This is a genomic window from Streptomyces sp. CNS606, assembly GCF_000426325.1.
In genome coordinates this window covers 22686-45612 of sequence record NZ_AUFD01000026.1, presented here as the reverse complement: position 1 = coordinate 45612, position 22927 = coordinate 22686, and the positions used below count along the sequence as shown (strand labels likewise).

Genomic DNA, 22927 nt, shown 5'->3' with positions numbered 1-22927 from the left:
AGGAAATCCCGGAGATTCACCGCTCTCACGCTCGGAAAATGCTTCATCGCATAGCGTCGAGGAACACCGGCCGGTAAAGATCACAGACGCGAAGGTCACCTTTTCCCGCAGCTTGTCTCCGCCGAATCGACTGTGGTCCTATGTGCTCGCTTCCGCACGTCATGGCGGAGGTTCCCGCGCCGGGACGCCGAATCCTGCCGACCGGCATCAGGGAAAAGCGCAGTAGTCAGCAACGGCAGGAGCGGGGGAACCAGGTAAGCGCCGCGCCGCACGACGGCCGGCTTGGGGTGAAGCCATGCCTCATCGCGCCCCCACGCGACGGGACATGGCCGGGCAACTCTTCTCGCCCGAATCCGACAGCTCACCTCGCAGGCGTAGGAGAGGATTCACCACCATGTCCCGTGGCCGTCACCGCCGCCCGCGTCATCTGCTCAATTCCCGCAAGGTCTCCCGCCTTTCCGTCGCGCTCGCCGCCGGCGGCGCCGTCGCCGCGCCGATCGCCGCAGCGGGCACCGCCCAGGCCGCCCCCGCCTCCGCGCCGGCCGCCGCCAACGTGAAGACCGTGAAGACCGGCGCCAAGGCGGAGCAGACCGCCGCCGCCGAGAGCTACACCGTCGCCTCCGGCGACACCCTCTTCAAGATCGCCAACGCGCACGACGTGAAGGGCGGCTGGCAGACCGTCTACGAGGCCAACAAGGAGACGGTCGGCGGGAACCCGGACCTGATCCACCCCGGCCAGGAACTGACCCTCGAGGCCGCGGCGGCCCAGAAGGGCGGCGAGGCCCAGCAGTCCTCCACCGAGACCTCCGGCGAGTCGGCCGACCAGGCCACCTACCCGGACAACCTGGACGGCTGGATCCGCGAGGCGCTGGCCGTCATGGAGCAGGAGGGCATCCCGGGCTCCTACGACGGCATCCACCGCAACATCATCCGTGAGTCCGGCGGTGACCCGAGCGCCATCAACAACTGGGACATCAACGCCCAGAACGGCACGCCGTCCATCGGTCTGCTCCAGGTCATCAAGCCCACCTTCGACGCCTACCACGTCGAGGGCACGGCCTACGACCAGTACGACCCGGTCGCCAACATCGTCGCCGCCTGCAACTACGCGGCCGACCGCTACGGCAGCATCGACAACGTCAACGGCCCCTACTGAGCCTGACGTTCGAGGGCCACTCGACGGCCGCCTCCCACCGGCGTGCAGGTGGGAGGCGGCTTTCGTCGTGCCCGGGGGCTGCGCGCCGCGGTGGTCGGGAGCCGTCGCCGGAGTCGGGTGACGCAGCAGCCGGGCTGCGCCGCCGGCTCAGGCGACGGAGCCGATCGGCCGGGGCCCGCCGCGGGCCCCGGGACCGTCGTGGTGGATCGGGGTGTGGGCCCCGGTCAGCGGCAGTCCGGAGCCGCCGCGGCGGCCGGCGACGATCTCCGCGGCGATGGACACCGCCGTCTCCTCGGGTGTGCGCGCGCCCAGGTCCAGGCCGATGGGCGAGCGCAGCCGGGCGAGTTCGAGTTCGGTGAGGCCGGCCGCGCGCAGCCGGGCGAGACGGTCCTCGTGGGTGCGGCGCGAGCCCATCGCGCCCACGTAGGCGACCGGCAGCCGCAGGGCACGCTCCAGCAGCGGGATGTCGAACTTGGCGTCATGGGTGAGGACGCACACCACCGTGCGGGCGTCGACCTCGGTGGCGTCCAGGTAGTCGTGCGGCCAGTCGACGACCACCTCGTCCGCGTCCGGGAAGCGCGCCGCCGTGGCGAACACCGGACGGGCGTCGCAGACCGTGACGCGGTAGCCGAGGAACCTCCCCGCCCGGACCAGCGCCGCAGCGAAGTCGATCGCGCCGAACACCAGCATGCGCGGCGCCGGCACGCTCGACTCCACCAGCAGGGTGAGAGGTGCGCCGCAGCGGCTCCCCTCCGCCCCGATGCCGACGCTGGCGGTGCGCCCGGCGTCCAGCAGGGCGCGCGCCTCGGCGGCGGCCGTACGGTCCAGGCCGGGGTGCCCGCCGAGGGTTCCCGCGGCACCGGACGCGCCGTCGCCGTGACCGTCACCGCCGTCGACGTCCGGGCGGACGAGAAGCGCCCGCCCCAGGAGCTCCGGCGGACCGGCCACCACGCGGGCGAGGGCCGCGGAGCCGCCGCGCGCCGCCGTGGCGGCGGCCGCCGCGTACGTCTCCCGCCACGGCGCGTCCGCCCGCACCGGCACGACCAGCACGTCGATGACGCCGCCGCAGGTCAGACCCACGGCGAAGGCGTCGTCGTCGCTGTAGCCGAAGCGCTCCGTGACGGGCCGGCCGTCCCGGAGCGCCTCGGCGCACAGTTCGTAGACCGCGCCCTCGACGCAGCCGCCGGACACGCTGCCGACCGCGGTGCCCCCGGCGTCCACGGCGAGCGCCGCGCCGGGCTGCCGGGGTGCGCTGCCGCTGACGGCCACCACCGTGGCCACGGCGAAGTCGCGGCCCTCCTCGCACCACTGGTGCAGTTCGGCGGCGATGTCCAGCACGGGGGAACCTCCAGGGTCGGTGCGGTGCGGTGGGGCTGTGCGTCCGCTCCGGCTACTTCACTCCGAGCCAGGCCTCGATGGGCCCGAGCGAGAAGTAGACGAAGAAGACCAGTGCCAGTACCCACATCAGCCATCCCGGCTCCCGCCACCGGCCCTGCACAGCGCGGATCAGCACGTAGGAGATGACGCCCGCGGCGATACCGGCGGTGATGGAGTAGGTGAACGGCATCAGGACGGTGGTGAGGAACACCGGGACGGACGTCGCCGGGTCGTTCCAGTCGATGTGCTTGGCGTTCGTCATCATCATCGAGCCGATGACGACCAGCGCGGCGGCGGCCACCTGCGTCGGGATCACCTGGGCGAGCGGCGTGAAGAACAGGCACAGGGTGAAGGCCAGGCCGGTGACGACACTGGCGAACCCGGTGCGCGCGCCGTCGCCGACGCCCGCCGTCGACTCCACGAACACCGTCTGCCCGGAGGCGCCCGCGACGCCGCCGACGATGCCGCCGGCGCCGTCGATCGCCAGGGCCTTGCTGAGCCCGGGCATCTTGCCGTCCCGGTCGGCGAGGTCGGCCTGCTGGCCGATGCCGATGATCGTGCCCATGGCGTCGAAGAACCCGGCCAGCACGAGGGTGAAGACGATCACGCCGACGGTGATCGCGCCGACGTCGGCCATGCCGGTGAAGGAGACCTGGCCGAACAGGCCGAAGTCCGGTGCGCTGACGATCGACCCGGTCAGCTCCGGGGCGTTCAGCCCGCCCCAGTCCTGCACGGACAGGCCGGCCACGGCGTGCACCAGCGCGGCGAACAGGGTGCCGCCGACGATGCCGATGAGGATCGCGCCGGGCACCCGCCGCACGTGGAGCAGGAAGATCAGCAGCAGCGTCACCGCGAAGCACAGCACCGGCCAGCCGGTGAGCTGGTCCTGGACGCCGAGCTGGATCGGCTTCGCACCGGCGACACCGCCGGGACCGCCCATGCTGGTCACGAACCCGGCCTGGACCAGGCCGATCAGCGCCACGAACAGGCCGATGCCCATGGTGATGGCGTGCTTCATCGCCAGCGGGATCGCATTCATGATCAGCTCCCGCAGGCCGGTGACGACCAGCAGGATGATCACGGCGCCGTAGATGACGCACATGGCGAACGCGTTCCCCCACGTCATCTCCGGCGCGACCTGGAAGGCCACGACGGCGGAGACGCTGAGTCCCGCGGCCAGCGCGAGGGGGACGTTGCCGAGGATGCCCATCGCCAGCGTCGTCGCCGCGGCGGCGAACGCGGTGGCGGTGGTGAGCTGGGCGGGGTCGAGCCGGGCACCCGTGGCGTCCGGAACGGACAGGATCACGGGGTTGAGGAGGATGATGTACGCCATCGCCATGAAGGTGGTGACGCCGCCGCGCACCTCACGGGCGAGCGTGGATCCTCTGTCGGACATGTGGAAGTAACGGTCGAGCCAGGACCGTCCTGCCGGGGGGCGGGAGCCGTTCCCCACCTCCTCGGGCGAGGTCTTGGGCTCCACGTGCGACTGGGTCATCTTGTGCCTTCTCCCAAGGTTCACAGGGGCACCCGCCCCGGCGCGCCGTGACGCGCCGTCGTTCGGCGGGATTTGGGATATGCACGACGCGGGGGACGGCCCTCGCCGCGTTCTGTGGGGGTGTGCCGGGCGCGGTTCCGCTCGCGCGGGACGCACCGACGTGGGGCCGCGCCGGCAGAGGCGCTCCGGAGAACCGGTGCACGCTGCGGGCTGCCCCCGGACGGCGGGGCCGCGGTGCGGTCGGCACCGCCGGGCTCCACCGTGTGCGGCCGGTCGTCGCCGCGACGGGAGCGAGCGTCCCGCCGCGGCGCGGCCCGGCCGGGCACCGGGGCCGATGGCCCCCGGCGCGTCGGCCGTACGGAGGGTGTCACCGTGCGGTCGCGGTGCGGTCGGCACCGTCCGGCACGGCCGGGCTCCGCCGCGGCGGCGGAGCATGCCACCGCGCGGACGGGACACCACGACGGTGAGGGTTCGGCGGAATGCGCGTGCACGGCGACCACCACGTTCGGCTCGCTCCGGCTGTGCCGGCTACGTGCCCGTGAGGTGCTCGGGACGGACCGGCACCCGGTTGAGCGCCAGGCCCGTCGCGGCACGGATCGCGGACAGGACGGCGGGCGTGGAGGACAGGGTCGGCGCCTCTCCGACGCCCCGCAGGCCGTACGGCGCGTGCTCGTCGGCCAGTTCCAGCACGTCGACGGGGATGGTCGGCGTGTCGAGGATCGTCGGGATCAGGTAGTCCGTGAAGGAGGGGTTGCGGACCTTGCCGTCCTCCCCCACCACGATCTCCTCCATCACCGCGAGGCCCAGACCCTGCGTCGTGCCGCCCTGGATCTGGCCGATCACGGACTGCGGGTTGAGGGCCTTGCCGACGTCCTGCGCGCAGGCCAGCTCCACGACCTTGACCAGGCCGAGTTCGGTGTCGACCTCGACCACCGCGCGGTGCGCGGCGAACGAGTACTGGACGTGGCCGAAGCCCTGCCCGGTGCGCAGGTCGAACGGTTCGGTCGGCCGGTGGCGCCACTCGCTCTCGACGTCGACGGCCTGGTCCTCCAGGACGTCCGTGAGCGGGGCGAGCACCTCGCCGCCGTCGGTGACGACCTTGCCGCCCTCCAGCAGCAGTTCGGCCGTGGCCCACGCCGGGTGGTAGGTGCCGAACTTGGCACGGCCGATCTCCAGGACCTTCTCCCGGACCAGCTCACAGGTGTTCTTCACCGCGCCGCCGGTCACGTACGTCTGGCGGGACGCGGACGTGGAGCCGGCGGAGCCCACCTGCGTGTCGGCGGGGTGGATGGTGACGTCGGTGACGCCCAGCTCGGTGCGGGCGATCTGCGCGTGCACGGTGACGCCGCCCTGCCCGACCTCGGCCATCGCGGTGTGCACCATGGCGACCGGCTTGCCGCCGACGACCTCCAGCCGCACCCGGGCGGTGGAGTAGTCGTCGAAGCCCTCGGAGAAGCCGACGTTCTTGATGCCGACCGCGTAGCCGACGCCGCGCACGACGCCCTCGCCGTGGGTGGTGTTGGACAGGCCGCCGGGCAGCGCCCGTACGTCGATGCCGGTGCCGGCGACGGCGCCGGTGCCCTCCGCGGACTCCCACTGCCGCTCGGGGGGCAGCGGCATGGACTTCACGCGGCGCAGGATCTCCGCGACGGGCGCCGGGGAGTCGACCTCCTGCCCGGTGGGCATGACCGTGCCCTGCGACATGGCGTTGAGCTGCCGGAACTCGACGGCGTCCATGCCGAGTTCGGCGGCCAGCTTGTCCATCTGCGCCTCGTAGGCGAAGCACGCCTGGACCGCGCCGAAGCCGCGCATCGCGCCGCACGGCGGGTTGTTGGTGTAGAGGGCGATCGCCTCGATGTCGACGTCGTCGACGACGTAGGGGCCGACCGAGAGGGACGAGGCGTTGCCGACGACGGCCGGGGAGGCGGAGGCGTAGGCGCCGCCGTCCAGCACGATCCGGCACTTCATGTGCGTGATCCGGCCGTCCCGGGTGGCGCCGTGCTCGTACCAGAGCTTCGCCGGGTGGCGGTGGACGTGGCCGAAGAACGACTCGAACCGGTTGTAGACGATCTTGACGGGCTTGCCGGTGCGCAGCGCCAGCAGGCAGGCGTGGATCTGCATGGACAGGTCCTCGCGGCCGCCGAACGCGCCGCCGACGCCGGACAGCGTCATGCGGACCTTGTCCTCCGGCAGCCCCAGTACGGGGGCGATCTGCCGCAGGTCGGAGTGCAGCCACTGGGTGGCGATGTAGAGGTCGACGCCGCCGTCCTCGGCGGGCACGGCGAGGCCGGACTCCGGGCCGAGAAAGGCCTGGTCCTGCATGCCGACCTCGTACGCGCCGGAGACGATCACGTCGGCGCGGGCCCGGGCCGCCTCGGCGTCGCCGCGCACGATGGGCTGACGGTGCACGATGTTGGGGTGCGGCACGTGCGAGGCGTGGTGGTCGTCCCGGCCGGGGTGCAGCAGCGGGGCGTCCTCGGCGGTGGCGCTCGCCTCGTCGTGGACGACGGGCAGCGGCGCGTAGTCCACGACGATCTTCGCCGCCGCGCGGCGCGCGGTCTCCGGGTGGTCGGCGGCGACGAGCGCGACCGGCTCGCCGTGGTGCCGGACCCGCCCGTGCGCGAGGACGGGGGTGTCCTGGATCTCCAGGCCGTAGTTCTTCACCTCGGTGGGGAGGTCGTCGTAGGTGAGGACGGCGTACACGCCGGCCTGCTGCAGCGCTGCGGAGGTGTCGATGGAGCGGATCTCGGCGTGCGCGTGCGGGCTGCGCAGGGTGAAGCCCCACAGCATGTCCTCGTGCCACATGTCCGAGGAGTAGGCGAACTCGCCGGTGACCTTCAGCGTGCCGTCCGGCCGGAGGGTGGACTCGCCGATGCCGCCCCTGGTCTGGCTGCCCTGGCTCAGGGAGGTGGGAGTGCGTGTGACGCCCATGGTGGTCAGGCCCCCGTTCCCGCGGTCTGGGTCTCCTCGCGGGCGGCCGCGAGGCGGACCGCGTCGAGGATCTTCTCGTAGCCCGTGCAGCGGCACAGGTTGCCGGACAGCGCCTCGCGGATGTCCGCGTCGGACGGCTCCGGGTTGCGCTCGATCAGTTCGTCGGCGGCGACGAGCAGACCGGGTGTGCAGAAGCCGCACTGCACGGCGCCGGCGTCGATGAACGCCTGCTGCACCGTGGAGAGTTCGGCTGCCTCGCCGGTCTGCGAGTCGGCCGGGCGGGCCTCCCAGCGCTGCGCCGCGTCCACCGAGGTGCCGGTGCTCTTCGCGTCGCCGCAGGCGCCGGCCGCGCAGCCGCCGGCCGCGCGCTGCCGGGCGTAGTCCGCCAGGCCCTCGACGGTGACCACGTCGCGGCCCTCGACCTGGCCGGCGGCGACCAGGCAGGCGCACACCGGGTCGCCGTCCAGGCGGACCGTGCAGGAGCCGCATTCGCCCTGCTCGCAGGCGTTCTTGGAACCGGGCAGGCCCATCCGCTCACGCAGCACGTAGAGCAGCGACTCGCCCTCCCAGACGTCGTCGGCCTCGTAGGGGCGGCCGTTGACCGTGAAATTCACGCGCACTGTGCGCCTCCTTCGGTGGTGCTGCGGCCCGCGCGGTAGGACTCCCAGGTCCAGCCGAGGGTGCGGCGGGCCATGACGCCGACCGCGTGCCGGCGGTACTTCGCGCTGCCGCGTACGTCGTCGATGGGGTTGCAGGCGCCGGAGGCCAGCTCGGCGAACTGCCGGGCGACCGAGGGGGTGATCCTGGCGCCGCTGTCCCAGAACCCGCCCTCCTCCAGGGCGGCGTTCAGGAAGTCCTCCGCTTCGCGGGCGCGGACCGGGGTCGGCGCGGCCGACCCGATGCCGGTGCGGACCGTGCGGGTCGCCGGGTGCAAGGCCAGGCCGAACGCGCAGACCGCGATGACCATGGCGTTCCGGGTGCCGACCTTGGAGAACTGCTGCGGGCCGTCCGCCTTCTTGATGTGCACGGCGCGGATCAGCTCGTCGTCGGCCAGGGCATTCCGCTTCACGCCGGTGAAGAACTCCTCGACCGGGATGCGGCGCGTGCCGCGCACGGACTCGGCCTCCACCTCGGCTCCGGCGGCCAGCAGGGCGGGGTGGGAGTCTCCGGCCGGAGAGGCCGCACCCAGGTTGCCGCCGACGCTGCCGCGGTTGCGGATCTGGGGGGACCCGACGGTGTGGCCGGCCAGTGCCAGGCCGGGGAGTTCGGCGCGCAGGTGCTCGATGATGCGGGTGTAGGACACGGACGCTCCGAGACGTACCGTGTCCTCGCCGACCTCCCACTCGTACAGGTCGGCGATGCGGTTGAGGTCGAGCAGGTGCTCGGGCCGGCGGTGGTCGAAGTTCAGCTCGACCATCACGTCCGTGCCGCCCGCGATGGGTACAGCTGTCGGGTGCTCGGCCTTCGCGGCGAGCGCCTCCTCCCAGCTGGCGGGGCGCAGGAACTCCATGGGTGTCTCTTCTCAGGTCGCTTGCGCGGCTGTGGCGGACCGGCTCCGGGAGCGGGGGCCGGAGCGGTTCATCTTGCGTTCATCTGGTGTGTGACCCAGTACACCGACGCGCGGCGGGAGCGGTGCAGTCACCGAAACCATGAACCGACTGGCTGGCCGACGACGCCCTCTTGTAGATTCGAACAAGAGCCGGGCGCAGCTCAGCGCACGGTGATCACGGCAGTACCCATCGCGACGAACGGCGGGCGACGACATGCGGCTGCGCGCACTCCTGGAGACCGAGTCGCTCGGGCTGCGGCTGCTGTGCGGCGACGACGAGCTCGACCGCACGGTGCGCGGCGTCATGACCACCGACCTGCGCGACCCCAGCCGGTACCTCGCGGGCGGCGAGCTGGTCCTGACCGGCCTGGCCTGGCGGCACTCCGCAGAGGACTCCGAGCCCTTCGCGCGCCTCCTCACCGGGGCCGGCGTCGCCGGGCTCGCAGCCGGCGAGGCCGAGCTGGGCTCGGTGCCGGACGACCTGGTCGCCGCCTGCGCACGGCACCGGCTGCCGCTGTTCGCCGTCGACGAGGACGTCGCCTTCGCGACGATCACCGAGCACGTGGTGCGGCAGGTGTCCGCGGGGCGGGCCGGGGACCTCGCCGCCGTGGTCGACCGGCACCGCCGGCTGATGTCCTCCGGCCCGGCGGGCGGCGGCCCGGACGCGGTGCTGGAACTGCTCGTCTCCGACCTGGACCTGCGGGCGTGGGTGCTGGCCTCGACGGGGCGTCAGGTCGCGGGCTCCTCCCCGGGCGAGGCGCTGCGGCTGCCGTCCGCGGTGCGGGCCCGGCTGGCCGGCGAGCACCTCGCCGCGGTCCGGGCCGGGCGGCGCGGGCCGCACCGGGTGCGGGTGGACGGCGTCACGTACGCGCTGTTCCGGGTCGGCGGCGGCGCGGACGGCCCGGGCGGGGCTCCGGCCGACCCGCGGCGCACGGTGCTCTCCGACTGGCTGCTCGCGGTGGAGGCCGACACCGGCGACTGGCCGGCCGAACGGCTCGACCTGCTGCACGGCGTCACCCAGCTCATCGCCGTGGAGCGCGAACGCCGGGACGCGGCGCGGACCGTACGGCGGAGGCTGGCGCAGGAGGTCCTGGAGCTGGTGCTCTCCGGCGCGCCGCCGGCGGAGATCGCGGCGCGGCTGCGGCTGACCGCGCCGGTGCTGCTGCCGGGGCTGGGCAGCGCTCCGCGCTGGCAGGTCGTCACCGCCGCCGTGGACTGGTCCGGGGAGGGCGCCGCCGCCGTCGAGGGCGGGCCGGTGGCGCAGACGCTCCTGGAGGAACTGCTGGTCGACGTGGAGACGCCCGGGGGCGAGGCCGCGGACCGGATCGCCGTCGCGCACACCGGTGACGAGGCGGTGGCGCTGGTGCCGCTGCCCGCCCCCGCGGACGATGAGCCGGGCGAGGGGGGTGCGGCAGCGGCGGCGCCCGAGCTGGAGGCGGACGCCCTCTGCGCGGCGGTACGGGCCCCGATGGAGCGCGGTCTCGCCGACGACGGGCGGCTCACCCTCGGCGTGAGCGCGGCGGTGCACTCGGCGGAGGGGCTGCGCGGGGCGCTGGAGGAGGCGCGCCACGCGCGGCGCGTCGCCGCGGCGCGGCCCGGCGCGGTGTGCGCGGCGGGCCACGCGGAGCTGGCCTCGCACGTCCTGCTGCTGCCGTTCGTGCCGGACGACGTGCGGCGCGCGTTCACGGCGCGCCTGCTGGACCCGTTGCGTGAGTACGACCGGCGGCACCGGGCGGAGCTGGTGCCGACACTGGACGCCTTCCTCTCCGCCGACGGCTCCTGGACGCGGTGCGCATCGCGGCTCCACCTGCACGTCAACACCCTGCGGTACCGGGTGGGCCGCATCGAGCAGCTCACCGGCCGCGACCTCAGCCGCCTGGAGGACAAGCTCGACTTCTTCCTCGCCCTCCGCATGAGCTGACGCCCCCGGCGCGGCATGCGGCGCGCCGGCCCGTTCCGCCTCCGGCCTGCCAGACTGGCGCCATGAGCCGGCCCGAGACGATCGACGCGTACCTGCAGGGCTTCACCGGGCAGGCCCGCACACTGCTCGAGCAGCTGCGGGCCCTGGCGCGTGAGGCCGTGCCGGAGGCGGACGAGGCCGTCAAGTGGGGCCATCCGGCGTGGGTGCATCCGTCGGGGACGATCCTGTTCATGATCAGCGGCCACGCCCGGCACGCGAACGTCGCGTTCACGCCCAGCACCCGCGAGGCCTTCGCCGCCGAACTCACCGGTTTCGGAACCGGCAAGGGGACGGTCAGGCTGCCGTACGGCGACCCGGTGCCGACTGGCCTCCTCCGCCGCATGATCGCGTACCGCGTCCGCGAGCACGAGGACGACGGCGTGCTCTGGATGTGAGTCAGGCGGAGGGGAGTCAGGTGGTGGTGAGGCTCCGGCGGAGGCGGTGCAGACCGCGGCGGGTGTGACTCTTCACCGTGCCGAGCGCCAGGCCCGTCCGCTCGGCGATCTGCACCTGCGTCAGGTCGTCGTAGAAGGCGAGGCACAGCACCCGTCGCTGAGGGGCCGGCAGCGTGGCCAGTTCGTGCGCCACGAGGACGCGGTCCAGCACGGCGTCCGCCTCCGCGGGAACGCGTCCGTCAGCCGCCGGGGCCTGACGTGCGACGGCCTTGTCGTAGAGGTCCCGGCGCCGGGTGCGTGCGGCGAGCGCGTCGGCGATCTTGCGGCGGGTGATCCCGACGAGCCACCCGGCCAGCGACCCGCGCTCCGGCCGGTAGCCGTGCCTGCCGCGCCACGCGGCGAGGAACACCTGCTGGGTGACGTCCTCCGCCTCGTCGCGGTCCCCCAGAGCGCGCGAGGCGAGGGTGAAGACGAGGGCGGACCAGCGGCGGTGAACGGCCGCGAGGGCGAGTTCGTCGCCGCGCACGAACGCCGCGGCGAGTTCCTTGTCGGCACGGGCTTGGTCGGCCACGGCTTCGTCGGCACGGGCTTGGTCGGCACGGGCTTCGTCGGCGAGGGACTCCCGAGCCGGGAGGCTCCGGTCGTCGTGGTGCTGTGCTGCCGTACGGCCGTCCGCCCCGGACGCGAACCGGATGCCGGGGCCCACGACGCGCAGGGGGCTGCTGACCTTCATGGGCTTTCCTCCCGCCGAACGCTGCGCCGGCCGTGACGACCGGTACGACCGAGTCTTGGGAAACGATGCATCCCGGACAACTTGCATTGATTCTGCGTCGTATCGGCGACGTATCGTGGGCGCATGGACGCGTCCCGCCCGGAGCACACCGCAGGGCTGACCACGGGTGCCGTGGCCCGGCGGATCGGGGTGTCGCCGACCACCCTCCGCTCGTGGGACCGGCGCTACGGCCTGGGCCCGTCCCTCCGGGAGCAGGGCAGACACCGCAGGTGGACGCCGGGCGACATCGCCGTGCTGGAGGAGATGTGCCGGCTGACCTCGGCGGGCGTCCCGCCCGCCGAGGCGGCGAAGGCGGCGCTCGGCGCGGACGGACCGTCCGCACCGGTCGGCGCCGAAACGATGCGGGAGCCGGAGAAGGCGCCCGCGCACCCGACCGGTGGCGGCGGCCTGCCGCTGGGCGACGTACGCCAGGAGTGCCGCGGGCTGGCGCGTGCGGCCGTGCGGCTCGACGCCGCGGCGGTGCAGGCGGGACTGACGACGGCGATCGGCGAGTACGGCCTGGTGTCTGCGTGGGAGGAGGTCATGATGCCCGCGCTGCGCGCCGTCGGCCTCAAGTGGTCGAACTCCGGGGACCGGTACGTGGAGGTGGAGCACCTGCTGTCGTGGCACGTGTCGGCGACGCTGCGGGCGGCGACCGCCGCCGTGCCCGGGACGGACCCGGGCACGGCTCGGGCCCGGGACGGGAGGAGCGGCCGCGGCGGACCCGTGGTGCTGGCCTGCGTGCCGGGCGAACTGCACGCGCTGCCGCTGGAGGCGCTGGCCGCGGGCCTGGCTGGGCGCGGGCTCCCGGTGCTGATGTTCGGCGCCGCGGTGCCCGTGCCGGCGCTGGAGGAGGCCGTGCGGCGGACCGGGCCGTCGGCGGTGGTCCTGTGGGCGCAGACGTCGTCGGCGGCCGACTGGCCGTTGGCCCGGCACGTCGGCGCGATGGGGTGGGGCGTGCGGGGAGCGCGCCGCCGCCCGGCCGTGGTCGCCGCCGGGCCGGGCTGGGCGTCACCCCACCTGCCGCTGCCCGGGGCCCACCGGCCCCGCGGCCTGCGCGACGCGCTGTCCCTGCTGGAGAACCTCGCCGCCGCGTAGCAGCCGGACGGTCCGCCCCGCACGGTGGGCCGTGAGGAGGAACGGGTCGGGGCGGCGCAGGAGGCCGACCTCGCCCCTCCGGGTCCAGGAGGACGCCGGCCCCGGCGGCCGACGCGGGCGACCTGAGAGGCAGTCACCCGCGCCCGCACGCCGCCGTCGTCGCTCTTCCAGGAGGTGGTTCCCGCAGGCTGCCGGGGCGTCAGAAGCCGCTGTGCACGGCGCTTCAGCGCAGGTCGCCGGGGGTGCACGCGCCGGTCTCTTCGCCATGCCCACGGCAGTCCGTCACCTCGTCAGTTCCGCGTCACGACACGGGCTTCGGCCTGCCCCGCCCCCACCGGGGACACCCCTCCGGCCGGGGGCGCGGGCCGGAGCGCACTGCGCCGTGCGGGGGACCACGTCCCCGTTCGGTCCATCAGCGAGCATTCCAGTACGTCATGTGACGATCCCTCTGATTACGGTCACGGTGAGGCACAACCATCGGGGCACCCCCCGGATTGGAGTCACCATGTCCCACCGACGGCTGGTGCTCACGGGCACCTGCATCGGAGCGGTCACCGCAGGGCTGCTGGTCGCCACGACGACCACCACCCCGGAGAACGCCCCGCGCGACGCGCAGGCACTCAGCGCCGTGCAGAGACCCCCCGACCAGGCTCCGGCGGGAGGACCCGCGCCCGTGGGCGGAGCGAGCGCCGGCCGGGAGGACCCCGGGGACGACGAGCCGGGCGAGGAGGAGGACGGTCTCGACCTGCCGGACTTCGGGGCCTTCCTCGGGTCCGGACCGGAGGGCGTCCGCCGCATCGAGAAGATGGAGAAGTGGCTGGACGGGCGCGAGCCCACCGTCGGCCACACCTACCTTCCCGGCGACCTGTGGGTGAACATCGAGGGCAAGCGCCGGTTCCTCGAACCCTGGGCGGAGTGGACGCGGAAGAAGGACGACCGCATGTTCGTCCTCAACGTCCCGATGCTGGAGCGGAACGAGGACGACCTGCCCGACGAGGCCGTCGACCACCTGCTCCGGGCCGGCGCACGCGGCCACTTCGACCACCACTTCCGCCGGCTCGGCGAACGACTGGTGGACCTCGGTGTCGAGGAGACGGTCGTCGTCCTCGGCTGGGAGATGAACGGCACCACCTACACCAGCCGCTGCGCACCGAACCCCGAGGCGTGGAAGACGTACTGGCGCAACATCGTCTCGGCCATGCGGTCCGTACCCGGCCAGGACTTCGAGTTCGACTTCGCCCCGGCGCGCGGTGAGGACGCCATCCCGTGGACGCAGTGCTACCCGGGCGACCGGTACGTGGACATCATCGGCATGGACTCCTACGACCAGCCGCCCGGCACCAGCTTCCAGGAGCAGGTGAACCAGCCGTACGGGCTGAAGAAGCAGGTCGAGTTCGCCAGGGAGCACGACAAGGAGATCTCCTACCCCGAGTGGGGGCTCTTCCGCGACGGCGACAACCCGGAGTACATGCGGAAGATGCTCGAGTGGATCCGCCGCCAGGACCCCGAGTACCACACCATCACGGACTACTGCCCGCACGGGGTGATGCAGTGCGGGACCAACCCGGAGTCCTCGGACGTGTTCCGTGAGCTGATGACGGACGTCGCCGAACTGCCGGACCCGTTCCCGACGCCGCCCGCGGAACCGGAGCAGGAGCCGGACGTCCCCTGGTGGAAGCCGGAACCCGTCGAGTTCTGCGTCGACCTCGGCGACTGGATCCAGGACCTGCTGGACACGGAGCCGCTGTGCTTCAAGTTCGACGGGGACCTGGGGCTGTAGCCGCCGTCCCCCGCCCCGCCGCCGGCACGGCGGCGGGGCCGGGTCCCGGGCGGGGGGCCCGGCGTGACGTCAGTTCCGCTCCCCCGCCCGGACGCCACGCAGCACGGCGCGGACACCGCCGCTGCGCGCCTCGTCGAGCCGGGACCGCCACTCCAGCAGCGCGGGCACCCGTTCGCGGGCCTCCCGCACCGCCGCCGCGCGCGCGGTGCGCAGCCCCGCGTACGCGGCGAGCACCGGGCGCAGCTCGCGACGGGCCATCAGCAGCCGCTGGTTGCCGACCTCGACCGGCCGCCAGCGCAGCTTGTACGGCTCCGCACCCCGCAGCATGCTGAACGTGCTCCGGCCGGTGGACGCCGTGTGCCGGGCGCTCTCGCGCAGCAGCATCGACGTGATGTCGGTCTTCGCCCGCAGCTCCGGGTGGACGCCGTCCAGGTAGCCGCCCGCCAGATCGGCCGACAGCAGGGTCATGTCGGAGGCCATCACCTCGCCTCCGACCAGGTACTCGCAGATCCGGGCGTGGCCGGTGCGGGCCATCCGGGAGACGGCGCGCGTCAGGTGCTCCGCGAAGCGGGGCCGTACGTGTTCCGGCGTCACTCCGCGGCCCTCCCACTGGAGTCCGTGCAGCCGGATCATGGTGGCGATCGCGGTGGGCACCTTCTCCACCGGGACGTCGCGGTGCTCGACGCCCAGCGCGTCGAGCTTGCGGAGCTTGGCCCGGCGCCGTTTGGCGCTGGTCGCCGGCATGCGGCGGAACAGTTCCTCGATCGGCACACCGGGCAGGTCCAGGCACACCGAGTCGCGCCGGTGCCGCCGTGGCCCCTCCCACTGCGCGAACAGCCGTTCCGCCGCCGCGCCCGGCCGCACCTCGCGCAGGTCGAGCACGGCACCGCGCGTGGCCCGGTGCAGGCCGCGCACGAGCGCCGTGGTCACCTCCGCGACGTGACCGGCGTCCACCAGCACGTCGAAGAAGTCGGAGATGTGGCCGCCGAGCGGCACCAGGACCGGGAAGGGCCGGTGCGCCAGCATCAGCGGCGCCGCGCCGACCAGCGCGCCGCCGCGCCGCACGAGCACCAGCCGCAGGCGGCCGGGCGTGCCGTAGGACAGCCACCACGAGTGCAGCCAGGCGTGGGTCTGGAACGGCGTGGCGGTGGGACACCGTTCGAACAGGGCGTCCCATTCCGGTGCCAGGCGGGCGAACTGCTCGGGGTCCCGGCACAAGGTCACCGCGATGCCGGTGCCGCCGCCGGACGCCGTGCGGACCCGGGTAGGGGCGGGGGTGGTCGCCGTCATCGCACGGTCTCCTCTCCGTCGGGCGCCGCCGCGGCGCGGCGCGGGCGTACCAGCAGCACGAGCGCGCCGACCAGCACGCCCGCCGAGCCGCCGACGGCGGTGGCCAGCACCGGCGACGGGCTGCTCGCCTTGCGCGGGGCGCGGGCGCGGGAGAACGCGGTGAGTTCCACGCCGGTGTCCTTAGCGGACTCTCCGGCGACGTCGGCCAGGGAACGGGCAACCGCGTTGGCCATCTCCGCGGCCTCGCCCGCGCTGGGCGCACTGCCGGTGATCTCGATCATCGGCGCGTCCGGAGAGGTCACCGCCTCCACACCGTCCTGGAGCGCGTCGACGGGCACCCCGCCGTCCTGCTGGGCCTTCGCGAGCACGGCCGTGTCGGTGGCGATCCGGCCGTACGCCTGCGCGAAACCGAGGGCGGTCACCGCGTCGCCCCCCTTGCCCGGCACGACCGCGACGTAGCTGGTCGCGGTGTACCGGGCGGGCGACAACGCGCCGTACGCGGCGCCGGCGAGCACCCCGGCGAGCACACACGCCGCGGCGGGCGCCGCCCCGCGGGGCCGCCTCCGCCAGGTGCGGCGCGCCCGCCGGGCGCCCGCACCGGTGGCGCGCCGGACGGCGGGCCACACGCGGGGCGCCTTCGCGGTGTCCGCCGAGGCCGCTTCACCGGCCCCCTCCACGGAGCGCGCCGACCGGGACGGCCGCTCGGCCCGGGGGGCGAGGTGCGTCGCAGAGGCCGCGTCCTCGGTGCGCTCGGCGGTGGCGCCGCCGTTCACGCCGCGGCTGGGCACCGCCGACTGGCGCTGAGCGCTCGCCCTGGCCACGTGCGCGGCAAGCAGCCCGCCCGTCCCGCCGCCGGGACCCGCTTCCGGCACGTCGGACCGCCCGGGGGCGTCCGCGGCCCTCCCCCCACGGGAATTGCGCGCCACGGTGCCCGGCAGTGCCGGCTTGGCGAGGACCGCCTTCACGGGCACGCCGGCGGCAGACGCCTTCCCGCGGCCGGCCTGCGAAGCTTCCGTCCGGGGCGCCGCCGGCTCCGTCGGGGCGACGGTGCCGGCGGTCGAGGCCGCCTCACCCGACACACCGGCGACGGCATCCCGGGACGCCGTCGGCGCCTGCCCCGCGGCGGAGGCGCGACGCCCTTCAGGCACGACGCCCGTGTCGGCGGGCCGTGCACGGGACGCGCGGGGCCGACCCGCCGGGGGACGGGCTCCAGGGGACTGCGACGGCGTCGGCCGGTGCGCCGCCCGCGACGCCACGCCGTCCGGCACATCGTGAACCTCCGCGGCGGCGTCCTTCGCGGCGGAACCGTCCCCCGACGACGAGCCGTCCGTACGGGCCCCGGCCCCCGCCGACCGCCGCGGAGCGGCAGGCGTGTCGCCCCGCTGCGACGCAGTCGCAGCATCGCGGGAGCCCGAGCCCTCGGGCTTCGGATCGGTGCCGGCCTCCGCCGAGAGACCGTCTGCGGAGGCGGCGGTGTCCTTCTCCGGGCGCGGCTCGGCGTCGGCGGGCTGCGCAGCCCCCTCGGGTGCACCCGCCCCCGGGCCGACGGGCTCCGGGTCGGGGCTCATGGGGGCGGACGGGTTGCGGGACTGGGGGCGTTGGCGGTGTTCGGTGCGGGGGCGTCGCTTGCGGCCGGGCTGGCGCGCGGCCTTGCGGGCGGTCTCCGTCATGGTGACTCCTCGTGGCGGTCGGGGCGGGCGCGGGCGGTCACGGCGCGCCGCGTCTTCGGTTCACGCCTGCGGCGTGCGGCGGGACGGAGGCACCGGGGATCCAGGCGGCGAGGCGTCCGGTGTCCGGCCGGGCGGGAGGGGGAACGGGCTCCGCCGGGGCGGTTCCGGTGAGGCCGGCGTACACGCCGGTGAGCCGTTCGGCGGCGCGCGCGATGTCGTAGCGCCGCACGACGGGCGGCACCGGCAGGCGGCCGTGTCCGGCGGCGACGTGCACGCGGAGGGCCGCGGTGAGGCGTTCCGTCTCCGCGCCGACGCGGTAGGCGCCGGGCGCCTCGGAGCCGGGCACGTCGTCCACGGCGGGACAGGTGACGTGGAGCACCGGCAGTCCCGCCGCCAGCGCCTCCAGCACCGACAGGCCGAACGCCTCCTCCGTGGACGGCGAGACGAACAGGTCCATGGCGGCCAGCAGGTGCGGAAGCGGCGGCAGTCCCGCGGCGGCCTCCTCGGCGGCCGTCACCGGGGCGACCGCGCCGCCGCACTCGCCGGGGAGCAGGACGCGGTCCGCCGCACCGAGTGTCCGCGCGAGGTGCAGCAGCCGTGCCCGTTCCGGACCGTCGCCGACCAGCAGCAGCCGTACGTCCGGCTGCGCCGCACAGGCGCGGACCAGGCGGTCGTACCGCTTGCCCGGCACCAGGCGGCCCACGCCGCCGACCACCGTCGCGTCGGCGGGAAGCCCGAGGCGGGTCCGCGTGGCGGCACGCGCGGCGGGGTCGTGGCGGAACCGGGCGGCGTCGATGCCGTTGGGAACCACGTGGATGCGGTCCGCGGGCACGCCCCAGGCGCGGAGCCGGTCGGCGACGGTGACCGACACGGCGACGGTCGCGCCGCCCAGCCGCTCGGTCGCCAGGTACAGGCCGCGCGTGCCCGCGCCGAGAGGGCGGCCCTCGATCGCCGCGTCGCCCAGCGAGTGTTCGGTGGCCACGACGTGCCGCACCCCCGCCATCCGCGCCGCGAGGCGTCCGTACACGCAGGCCCGGTAGAGGTGGGTGTGCACCAGGTCGTAGCCGCCGTCGCGAATCAGCCGGACCAGCCGCGGCAGCGCCGCCAGGTCGCGGTTGCCCCGCATCCCCAGGTGCCCCACGCGCACGCCGTCGGCGCGCAGGCCGTCGGCGACGGCGCCGGGGTTGGTGAGGGTGACGACGTCGCTGCGGACGGGGAGGTGGCGGAGCATCAGCCGCAGTTGCTGCTCCGCGCCGCCGACGCCGAGGCCGGTGATGACGTGCAGGACCCGCGAGGGCAGGCTCACCGGAGCGTCGCCTCCTCCGGCAACGGCCGGCGGCGCCAGGGGTGCAGGCGGCGCTTGAGGTGCAGGCGCAGCGCGTTGTCCTGCTCGCCGATGTGGACGCGGGGCAGAGCGTGGAGGCCGGTCAGGCGGCCGGGGTCGATGGCGCAGGCGTAGTCGTAGCCGGCTGCGCGCACCGCGTGCACCGTGCGGGCGTCCGCGGTGCCGTAGGGGTAGCAGAAGCCGGCCGGGGGTCTGCCCGTGAGGCGGGCCAGCAGAGCGCGGCTGCCGGCGGTCTCCTCGTGCAGGCCGGCGTCGTCGAGCGCGGGGAGTTCGCGGTGCAGCATGCCGTGCGAGCCGATCTCCATGCCGGCGCCCACGGCGGCCAGCACGCCCTCGGCGGTGAGCAGCGGCTTGCGCGGGCCCAGCGGGTCCCACACGTTGTTGCCGCCGAGACGGCCGGGCAGCACGAAGACGGTGGCGGTGCAGTCGTGCCGGTGCAGCAGGGGCACGGCCTCGTCGAGGAAGTCCTGGTAGCCGTCGTCGAAGGTGAGGCCGACGAGGTCGCGGCCGCGTCCGGCGGCACGTTCCCGGAGCAGTTCGGCGATGCCGACGCCGCGCAGGCCCCGGGCGGTGAGCCATTCGAGCTGGCGGCGCAGCCGGTGCGGGGAGACGGTGACGTGGTACGGGTCCTCGGTGCTGTCGGCGACGGAGTGGTACATCAGCAGCCAGGGGGCGGCGGACCGGGGCCGTTCGGCGGCCGGAGCACGCTCGGGCGCCGGTGCCGGTGCCGGTGCGGGTGCCGGTGCGGGTGCTGCGGCGGGTGCGGGTGCGGGTGCGGGTGCTGCGGCGGGTGCCGGTGCGGTGTCGGTGGGTTCAGCGGTCATGACGGAGCCTTCGTTCGACGGCGGACACGAGTTGCGGGATCTCCCCCGCCCCGAGGACGTAGCCGGTGACGAGGAAGACGGCGGAGACGACCAGGGCGCCGGCGGAGGCGGCGAGGAGCGCGTGCCCGCACAGCTGCGCCACCGCGCAGCCCGCCGCGGCGGCGAGCGCGGCGGCGGCCAGCAGCCTGACCAGCCCGCCGAGTACGCGGGGCAGGTCGACGGCCACGGCGGCGTGCCGGCGGGAGCGGCGGCCGGTACCGGCGAGCAGCAGGGTCGCGGTCAGGGTGATGCCGGCGGCGTTGGCGGCGGCGATGCCGTGGGTGCCCCACAGCCGGCTGAGGGCGACGCCGCCGACGATGGTGACCAGGAGGCCGGCGACCATCGTGCACGCCGGGTACCAGGTGGGGCGGCCGGTGGAGAAGAAGGGGCGGACGACCGCGCCGACCATGCTGTGGCCGAGGAGTCCGAGGGCGTAGACGCGCATCACGGACGCGGTGGCCTCGGTGTCCTGCGCGCTGAACGCGCCGCGCTGGAAGAGGAGTTCGATGATCTGCGGGGCGCAGGCGAAGACGTAGGCGGCGCCGAGGAGGACCACGAGCGCGGCGCCCGCCAGGTCGCGTTCCACCCGGCGTCGCACCGTCTCCGCCTCGCCGTCGGCGAGGGCGCGGGCGACGAGGGGGAAGGTGACGGTGCAGATCATCAGGGACAGCGCCATCGGGATCTGCGCCACCTTCTGCGCGTAGTTGAGGTGGGAGATCGCTCCGGCGGGCAGCGAGGAGGCCAGGTAGCGCTCCACCAGCACCTGCGACTGGCGGCCGATGGTGAACAGCGCGATGGGCAGCAGCACTCCGGCGCCGACCATCATGGTGGCGCGGCTCGCGCCCGGAGCGCCCTCGGGACGCCCTCCGCGGCGCTCACGGTGTCCGGCACGGCGCCCGGCACAGCGCCCGGCCCGGCGTCCGGTCTTTCCGCGCGGCATCACCCGCAGGAAGAACGGCAGCTGGACGAGCACCATCAGCGCGCCTCCGACGGCCACCCCCAGTGCTGCGGCGCGTACACCCCACAGCGCGTGGAGCACCAGCACGGTGGCGACGATGCCGAGGTTGTAGGCGACGTAGATGGCGGCCGGGGGCACGAAGCGGCCGTGTGCGCGCAGACCGGCGCTGAGGTAGCCGGCGGTGCCGAAGGTGAGCAGGGTGACGGCGGTGAGCCGGGTGCACTGCACGGCCAGCTCCGGGTCGGCCAGGCCCGGTGCGAGGGTCCCGACGAGCCCGGGGGCGCCGACCATGAGGAGCCCTGAGGCGCAGGCCAGGGCCAGCAGCAGGCGGGGCAGGGAGCGCGTGAGCAGCGCGCGGACCGGGTCCGGGCCGCCGCCGTCGGCCTCCCCCGCCGCGCGGGCGGCCCGGGTGGTGCGCAGCGCGGCACGGCGGGACAGGGCCAGGCTGAAGGCGGGGATCAGCACGAGCGCCATGGCGTCCTCGATGAGGAGCGTCGCGGCGATCTCCGGGACGGTCCAGGAGACGAGGAACGCGTCGGTGGCGGCTCCGGCGCCGTAGAGGTGAGCGATGGTCTGGTCGCGGACCAGGCCCATCAGGGCTCCGGCGACGGTGAGCGCGGCGGTGGCCGCCGCGGCGCGGGCGATGAACCGGCCCTGCCGGCCACCGTCCGCGACCGCGTCGTCCGACGAGGCGTCGGCTGCCGACGGGACGTCGGGGAGCGAGCGGGTCCCGGGAGGCTCCGGCGTGTCCGGGGGAGGCTGGGCGGGGCCGGAGGGTGCGGGGGGTGGTCCGCCGGGCGCCTCACGGCTCGCGCCGTCGCGGGGCGGACGGGTGCCGGGCCCGGTCCCGGTGTGGGCCACTTCGGTCACCGGCGGTCCTCCCCCGGACGCAGGGCCGCCGGACAGAGCGCCCACCAGGCGGCGATGCCGAAGAGCACGGCGGTCAGCACGGTGGAGGGCCCGCCGATGTCGGCGTAGAGGAAGTCGACGAGCTGCCACACCAGCAGGCCGACGGCTGCCAGCCCGCAGTCCGTGCCGTCCGGTGGCCGGGCCCCGCCGGGCACCCGACGGGGCGCGGACGGCGGACGGCGGAGGCGCCGGAGCCGCGCCAGCGCGCACCCCAGCAGGGCGAGCCAGCTGCCCGCGACGAGCGTCAGCCCGATCAGGCCCTGTTCGCCGAGGATCAGCAGGTACATGTTGTGCGGGGAGAGCAACGGCTCCCGGTGGAACTCCACTCCCGCGCCCGCGGTGTCGCTTCCGGAGGACAGGGCGAGGGAGGCGTGCCCGTCGCGGTGGTCGGGGAAGCCCTTGAGCCCGACGCCGGTCGCCGGGTTCTCGCGCCACATGCTCACCGCGGCGGCCCACATGGCGTACCGGTCGGTGACGGACTGGTCGGGGCTGCTGGCGACCTGGGTGATGCTGGCCAGCCGCGCGCCGATCATCTCCGTGCCGACGCCGGCGCCGCCGACGAGCACCACGCCCGCGGCGAGCAGCAGGGTGAGCGTGCGGGCGGCGAGCCGCGCACCGGCCAGGAGCAGCATCACGCCGCCGGCGCAGACGGTGGCGATCCAGGCCCCGCGGCTGAACGACACGGCCAGCGGGACGACGAGGGCCGCCGCGGTGCACAGCGCGGCGGGACGGAGCCAGCGCGGCGCGGACGGGGGCGGGGCGAGACCGACGGCGAGCAGCAGGAGGAGGCCGTAGGACACGACGGTCGCCATGCCCATCACGTCGAGCGGGCCGAAGGTGCCGACCGCCCGTACCGTGCGGCCCTGGTAGGACGCGCCGGTCGCGGTGAGGTACTGGTGGACGCCGACCGCCCCCTGCACCACGGCGACGGCGACGATCGCGCCCGCCGCAGGGCGCAGGTCCTCGCGGTTGCGCAGCAGCAGCACCACGGCCGCGGGCACCAGCACGAACACCTGGAGGTAGCGGACCAGCCCGAGCAGCGCCTCGGCGGGCTGCGGCGAGGTGGCGGCGGCGACCGCGAACGCGACGGCCGGGGCGGCGAGAACGACCGCGGCCGGTGCGGTCAGCGGGCGGCGGCGTTCGCGCACCAGCGTCACCGCGCACCACAGGACCAGCAGGGCGGAGGCAACGTCGGCCGGTGCGACGTGGGTGGTCGCGGCGGTGTCGGCCGACCCCCCGGGAACGCACAGCAGCAGCACGGTGGCCGCCACCGGCAGCACCCGGACGTACCGCGACCGCCCGGCGAACCGGAGCGCCACGGCTGCCGGGGCGCGGGGGGAGACCGCCGCGGTCGCCGTCGCGGGATGCCCGGTGGTCAC

Annotated in this window: 17 protein-coding genes and 1 riboswitch; of the genes, 5 read left to right on the top strand and 12 right to left on the bottom strand. The window is 74.9% G+C overall.

Translation table 11 applies throughout. The features are described from left to right. Positions 1-208: 208 nt before the first annotated feature. A riboswitch (cyclic di-AMP (ydaO/yuaA leader) is annotated at positions 209-390 on the top strand. A 4-nt stretch (positions 391-394) separates the two neighbouring features. Further along, positions 395-1156: a LysM peptidoglycan-binding domain-containing protein gene (locus tag K304_RS0117995; RefSeq protein WP_027764892.1), complete on the top strand. Its 762-nt coding sequence runs from the start codon at positions 395-397 to the stop codon at positions 1154-1156. Between the two features lie 147 nt (positions 1157-1303). Here K304_RS0117995 and K304_RS0117990 read toward each other — a convergent pair whose 3' ends face one another. The 5 genes from K304_RS0117990 to K304_RS0117970 form a co-directional block, all read right to left on the bottom strand. After that, positions 1304-2494, bottom strand: coding sequence for an XdhC/CoxI family protein (locus K304_RS0117990; protein WP_027764891.1), 1191 nt, complete (start codon positions 2492-2494; stop codon positions 1304-1306). Between the two features lie 52 nt (positions 2495-2546). Further along, entirely contained in the window at positions 2547-4028 is a 1482-nt protein-coding gene (locus K304_RS0117985) for an NCS2 family permease (RefSeq protein WP_027764890.1), read from the bottom strand. Positions 4029-4556: 528 nt separating this feature from the next. Beyond that, positions 4557-6959 (bottom strand): molybdopterin cofactor-binding domain-containing protein, encoded by a 2403-nt coding sequence (locus K304_RS0117980; protein ID WP_027764889.1) that lies wholly within the window; start codon positions 6957-6959, stop codon positions 4557-4559. Positions 6960-6964: 5 nt separating this feature from the next. Further along, entirely contained in the window at positions 6965-7579 is a 615-nt protein-coding gene (locus K304_RS0117975; protein ID WP_027764888.1) for a (2Fe-2S)-binding protein, read from the bottom strand. Beyond that, entirely contained in the window at positions 7570-8469 is a 900-nt protein-coding gene (locus tag K304_RS0117970; RefSeq protein ID WP_027764887.1) for an FAD binding domain-containing protein, read from the bottom strand. Before K304_RS0117970 ends, K304_RS0117975 begins: the two co-directional genes overlap by 10 nt. Positions 8470-8722: 253 nt before the next feature. Here K304_RS0117970 and K304_RS0117965 point away from each other — a divergent pair, with 253 nt between their 5' ends. Both K304_RS0117965 and K304_RS0117960 read left to right on the top strand, forming a co-directional pair. Continuing rightward, on the top strand, positions 8723-10429 hold the full coding sequence (locus K304_RS0117965; protein ID WP_027764886.1) for a PucR family transcriptional regulator: 1707 nt from the start codon (positions 8723-8725) through the stop codon (positions 10427-10429). A gap of 62 nt (positions 10430-10491) precedes the next feature. Beyond that, positions 10492-10863 carry a DUF1801 domain-containing protein gene (locus K304_RS0117960; RefSeq protein WP_027764885.1) on the top strand — a complete coding sequence of 124 codons (372 nt, stop codon included), beginning with the start codon at positions 10492-10494 and terminating at the stop codon, positions 10861-10863. A 16-nt stretch (positions 10864-10879) separates the two neighbouring features. Here K304_RS0117960 and K304_RS29720 read toward each other — a convergent pair whose 3' ends face one another. Continuing rightward, positions 10880-11596: a sigma-70 family RNA polymerase sigma factor gene (locus K304_RS29720; RefSeq protein ID WP_078529309.1), complete on the bottom strand. Its 717-nt coding sequence runs from the start codon at positions 11594-11596 to the stop codon at positions 10880-10882. A gap of 123 nt (positions 11597-11719) precedes the next feature. On the opposite strand from K304_RS29720, the gene K304_RS0117950 reads away from it, so the two are divergent. Together K304_RS0117950 and K304_RS0117945 are read left to right on the top strand one after the other, a co-directional pair. Beyond that, positions 11720-12733 (top strand): MerR family transcriptional regulator, encoded by a 1014-nt coding sequence (locus K304_RS0117950; protein WP_027764884.1) that lies wholly within the window; start codon positions 11720-11722, stop codon positions 12731-12733. A gap of 505 nt (positions 12734-13238) precedes the next feature. Next, positions 13239-14513, top strand: a complete 1275-nt coding sequence (locus K304_RS0117945) for a glycosyl hydrolase (protein ID WP_037790923.1) — start codon at positions 13239-13241, stop codon at positions 14511-14513. A 69-nt stretch (positions 14514-14582) separates the two neighbouring features. On the opposite strand, the gene K304_RS0117940 is transcribed toward K304_RS0117945, so the two are convergent. The 6 genes from K304_RS0117940 to K304_RS29695 form a co-directional block, all read right to left on the bottom strand. Further along, positions 14583-15803 carry a GNAT family N-acetyltransferase gene (locus K304_RS0117940; RefSeq protein WP_051308583.1) on the bottom strand — a complete coding sequence of 407 codons (1221 nt, stop codon included), beginning with the start codon at positions 15801-15803 and terminating at the stop codon, positions 14583-14585. Then, a complete protein-coding gene (locus K304_RS33425; protein ID WP_158687359.1) occupies positions 15800-16774 on the bottom strand; it encodes a YveK family protein in 975 nt (324 codons plus the stop codon). The genes K304_RS0117940 and K304_RS33425 overlap by 4 nt, the downstream gene beginning before the upstream one ends. A gap of 736 nt (positions 16775-17510) precedes the next feature. Then, positions 17511-18779, bottom strand: a complete 1269-nt coding sequence (locus K304_RS33420) for a glycosyltransferase (RefSeq protein ID WP_486591715.1) — start codon at positions 18777-18779, stop codon at positions 17511-17513. After that, positions 18776-19642 carry a polysaccharide deacetylase family protein gene (locus tag K304_RS33415; protein ID WP_158687358.1) on the bottom strand — a complete coding sequence of 289 codons (867 nt, stop codon included), beginning with the start codon at positions 19640-19642 and terminating at the stop codon, positions 18776-18778. Before K304_RS33415 ends, K304_RS33420 begins: the two co-directional genes overlap by 4 nt. After that, positions 19632-21509, bottom strand: coding sequence for a lipid II flippase MurJ (locus K304_RS29700; protein WP_486591714.1), 1878 nt, complete (start codon positions 21507-21509; stop codon positions 19632-19634). The genes K304_RS33415 and K304_RS29700 overlap by 11 nt, the downstream gene beginning before the upstream one ends. Further along, positions 21506-22927, bottom strand: coding sequence for an O-antigen ligase family protein (locus K304_RS29695; RefSeq protein WP_051308581.1), 1422 nt, complete (start codon positions 22925-22927; stop codon positions 21506-21508). Before K304_RS29695 ends, K304_RS29700 begins: the two co-directional genes overlap by 4 nt.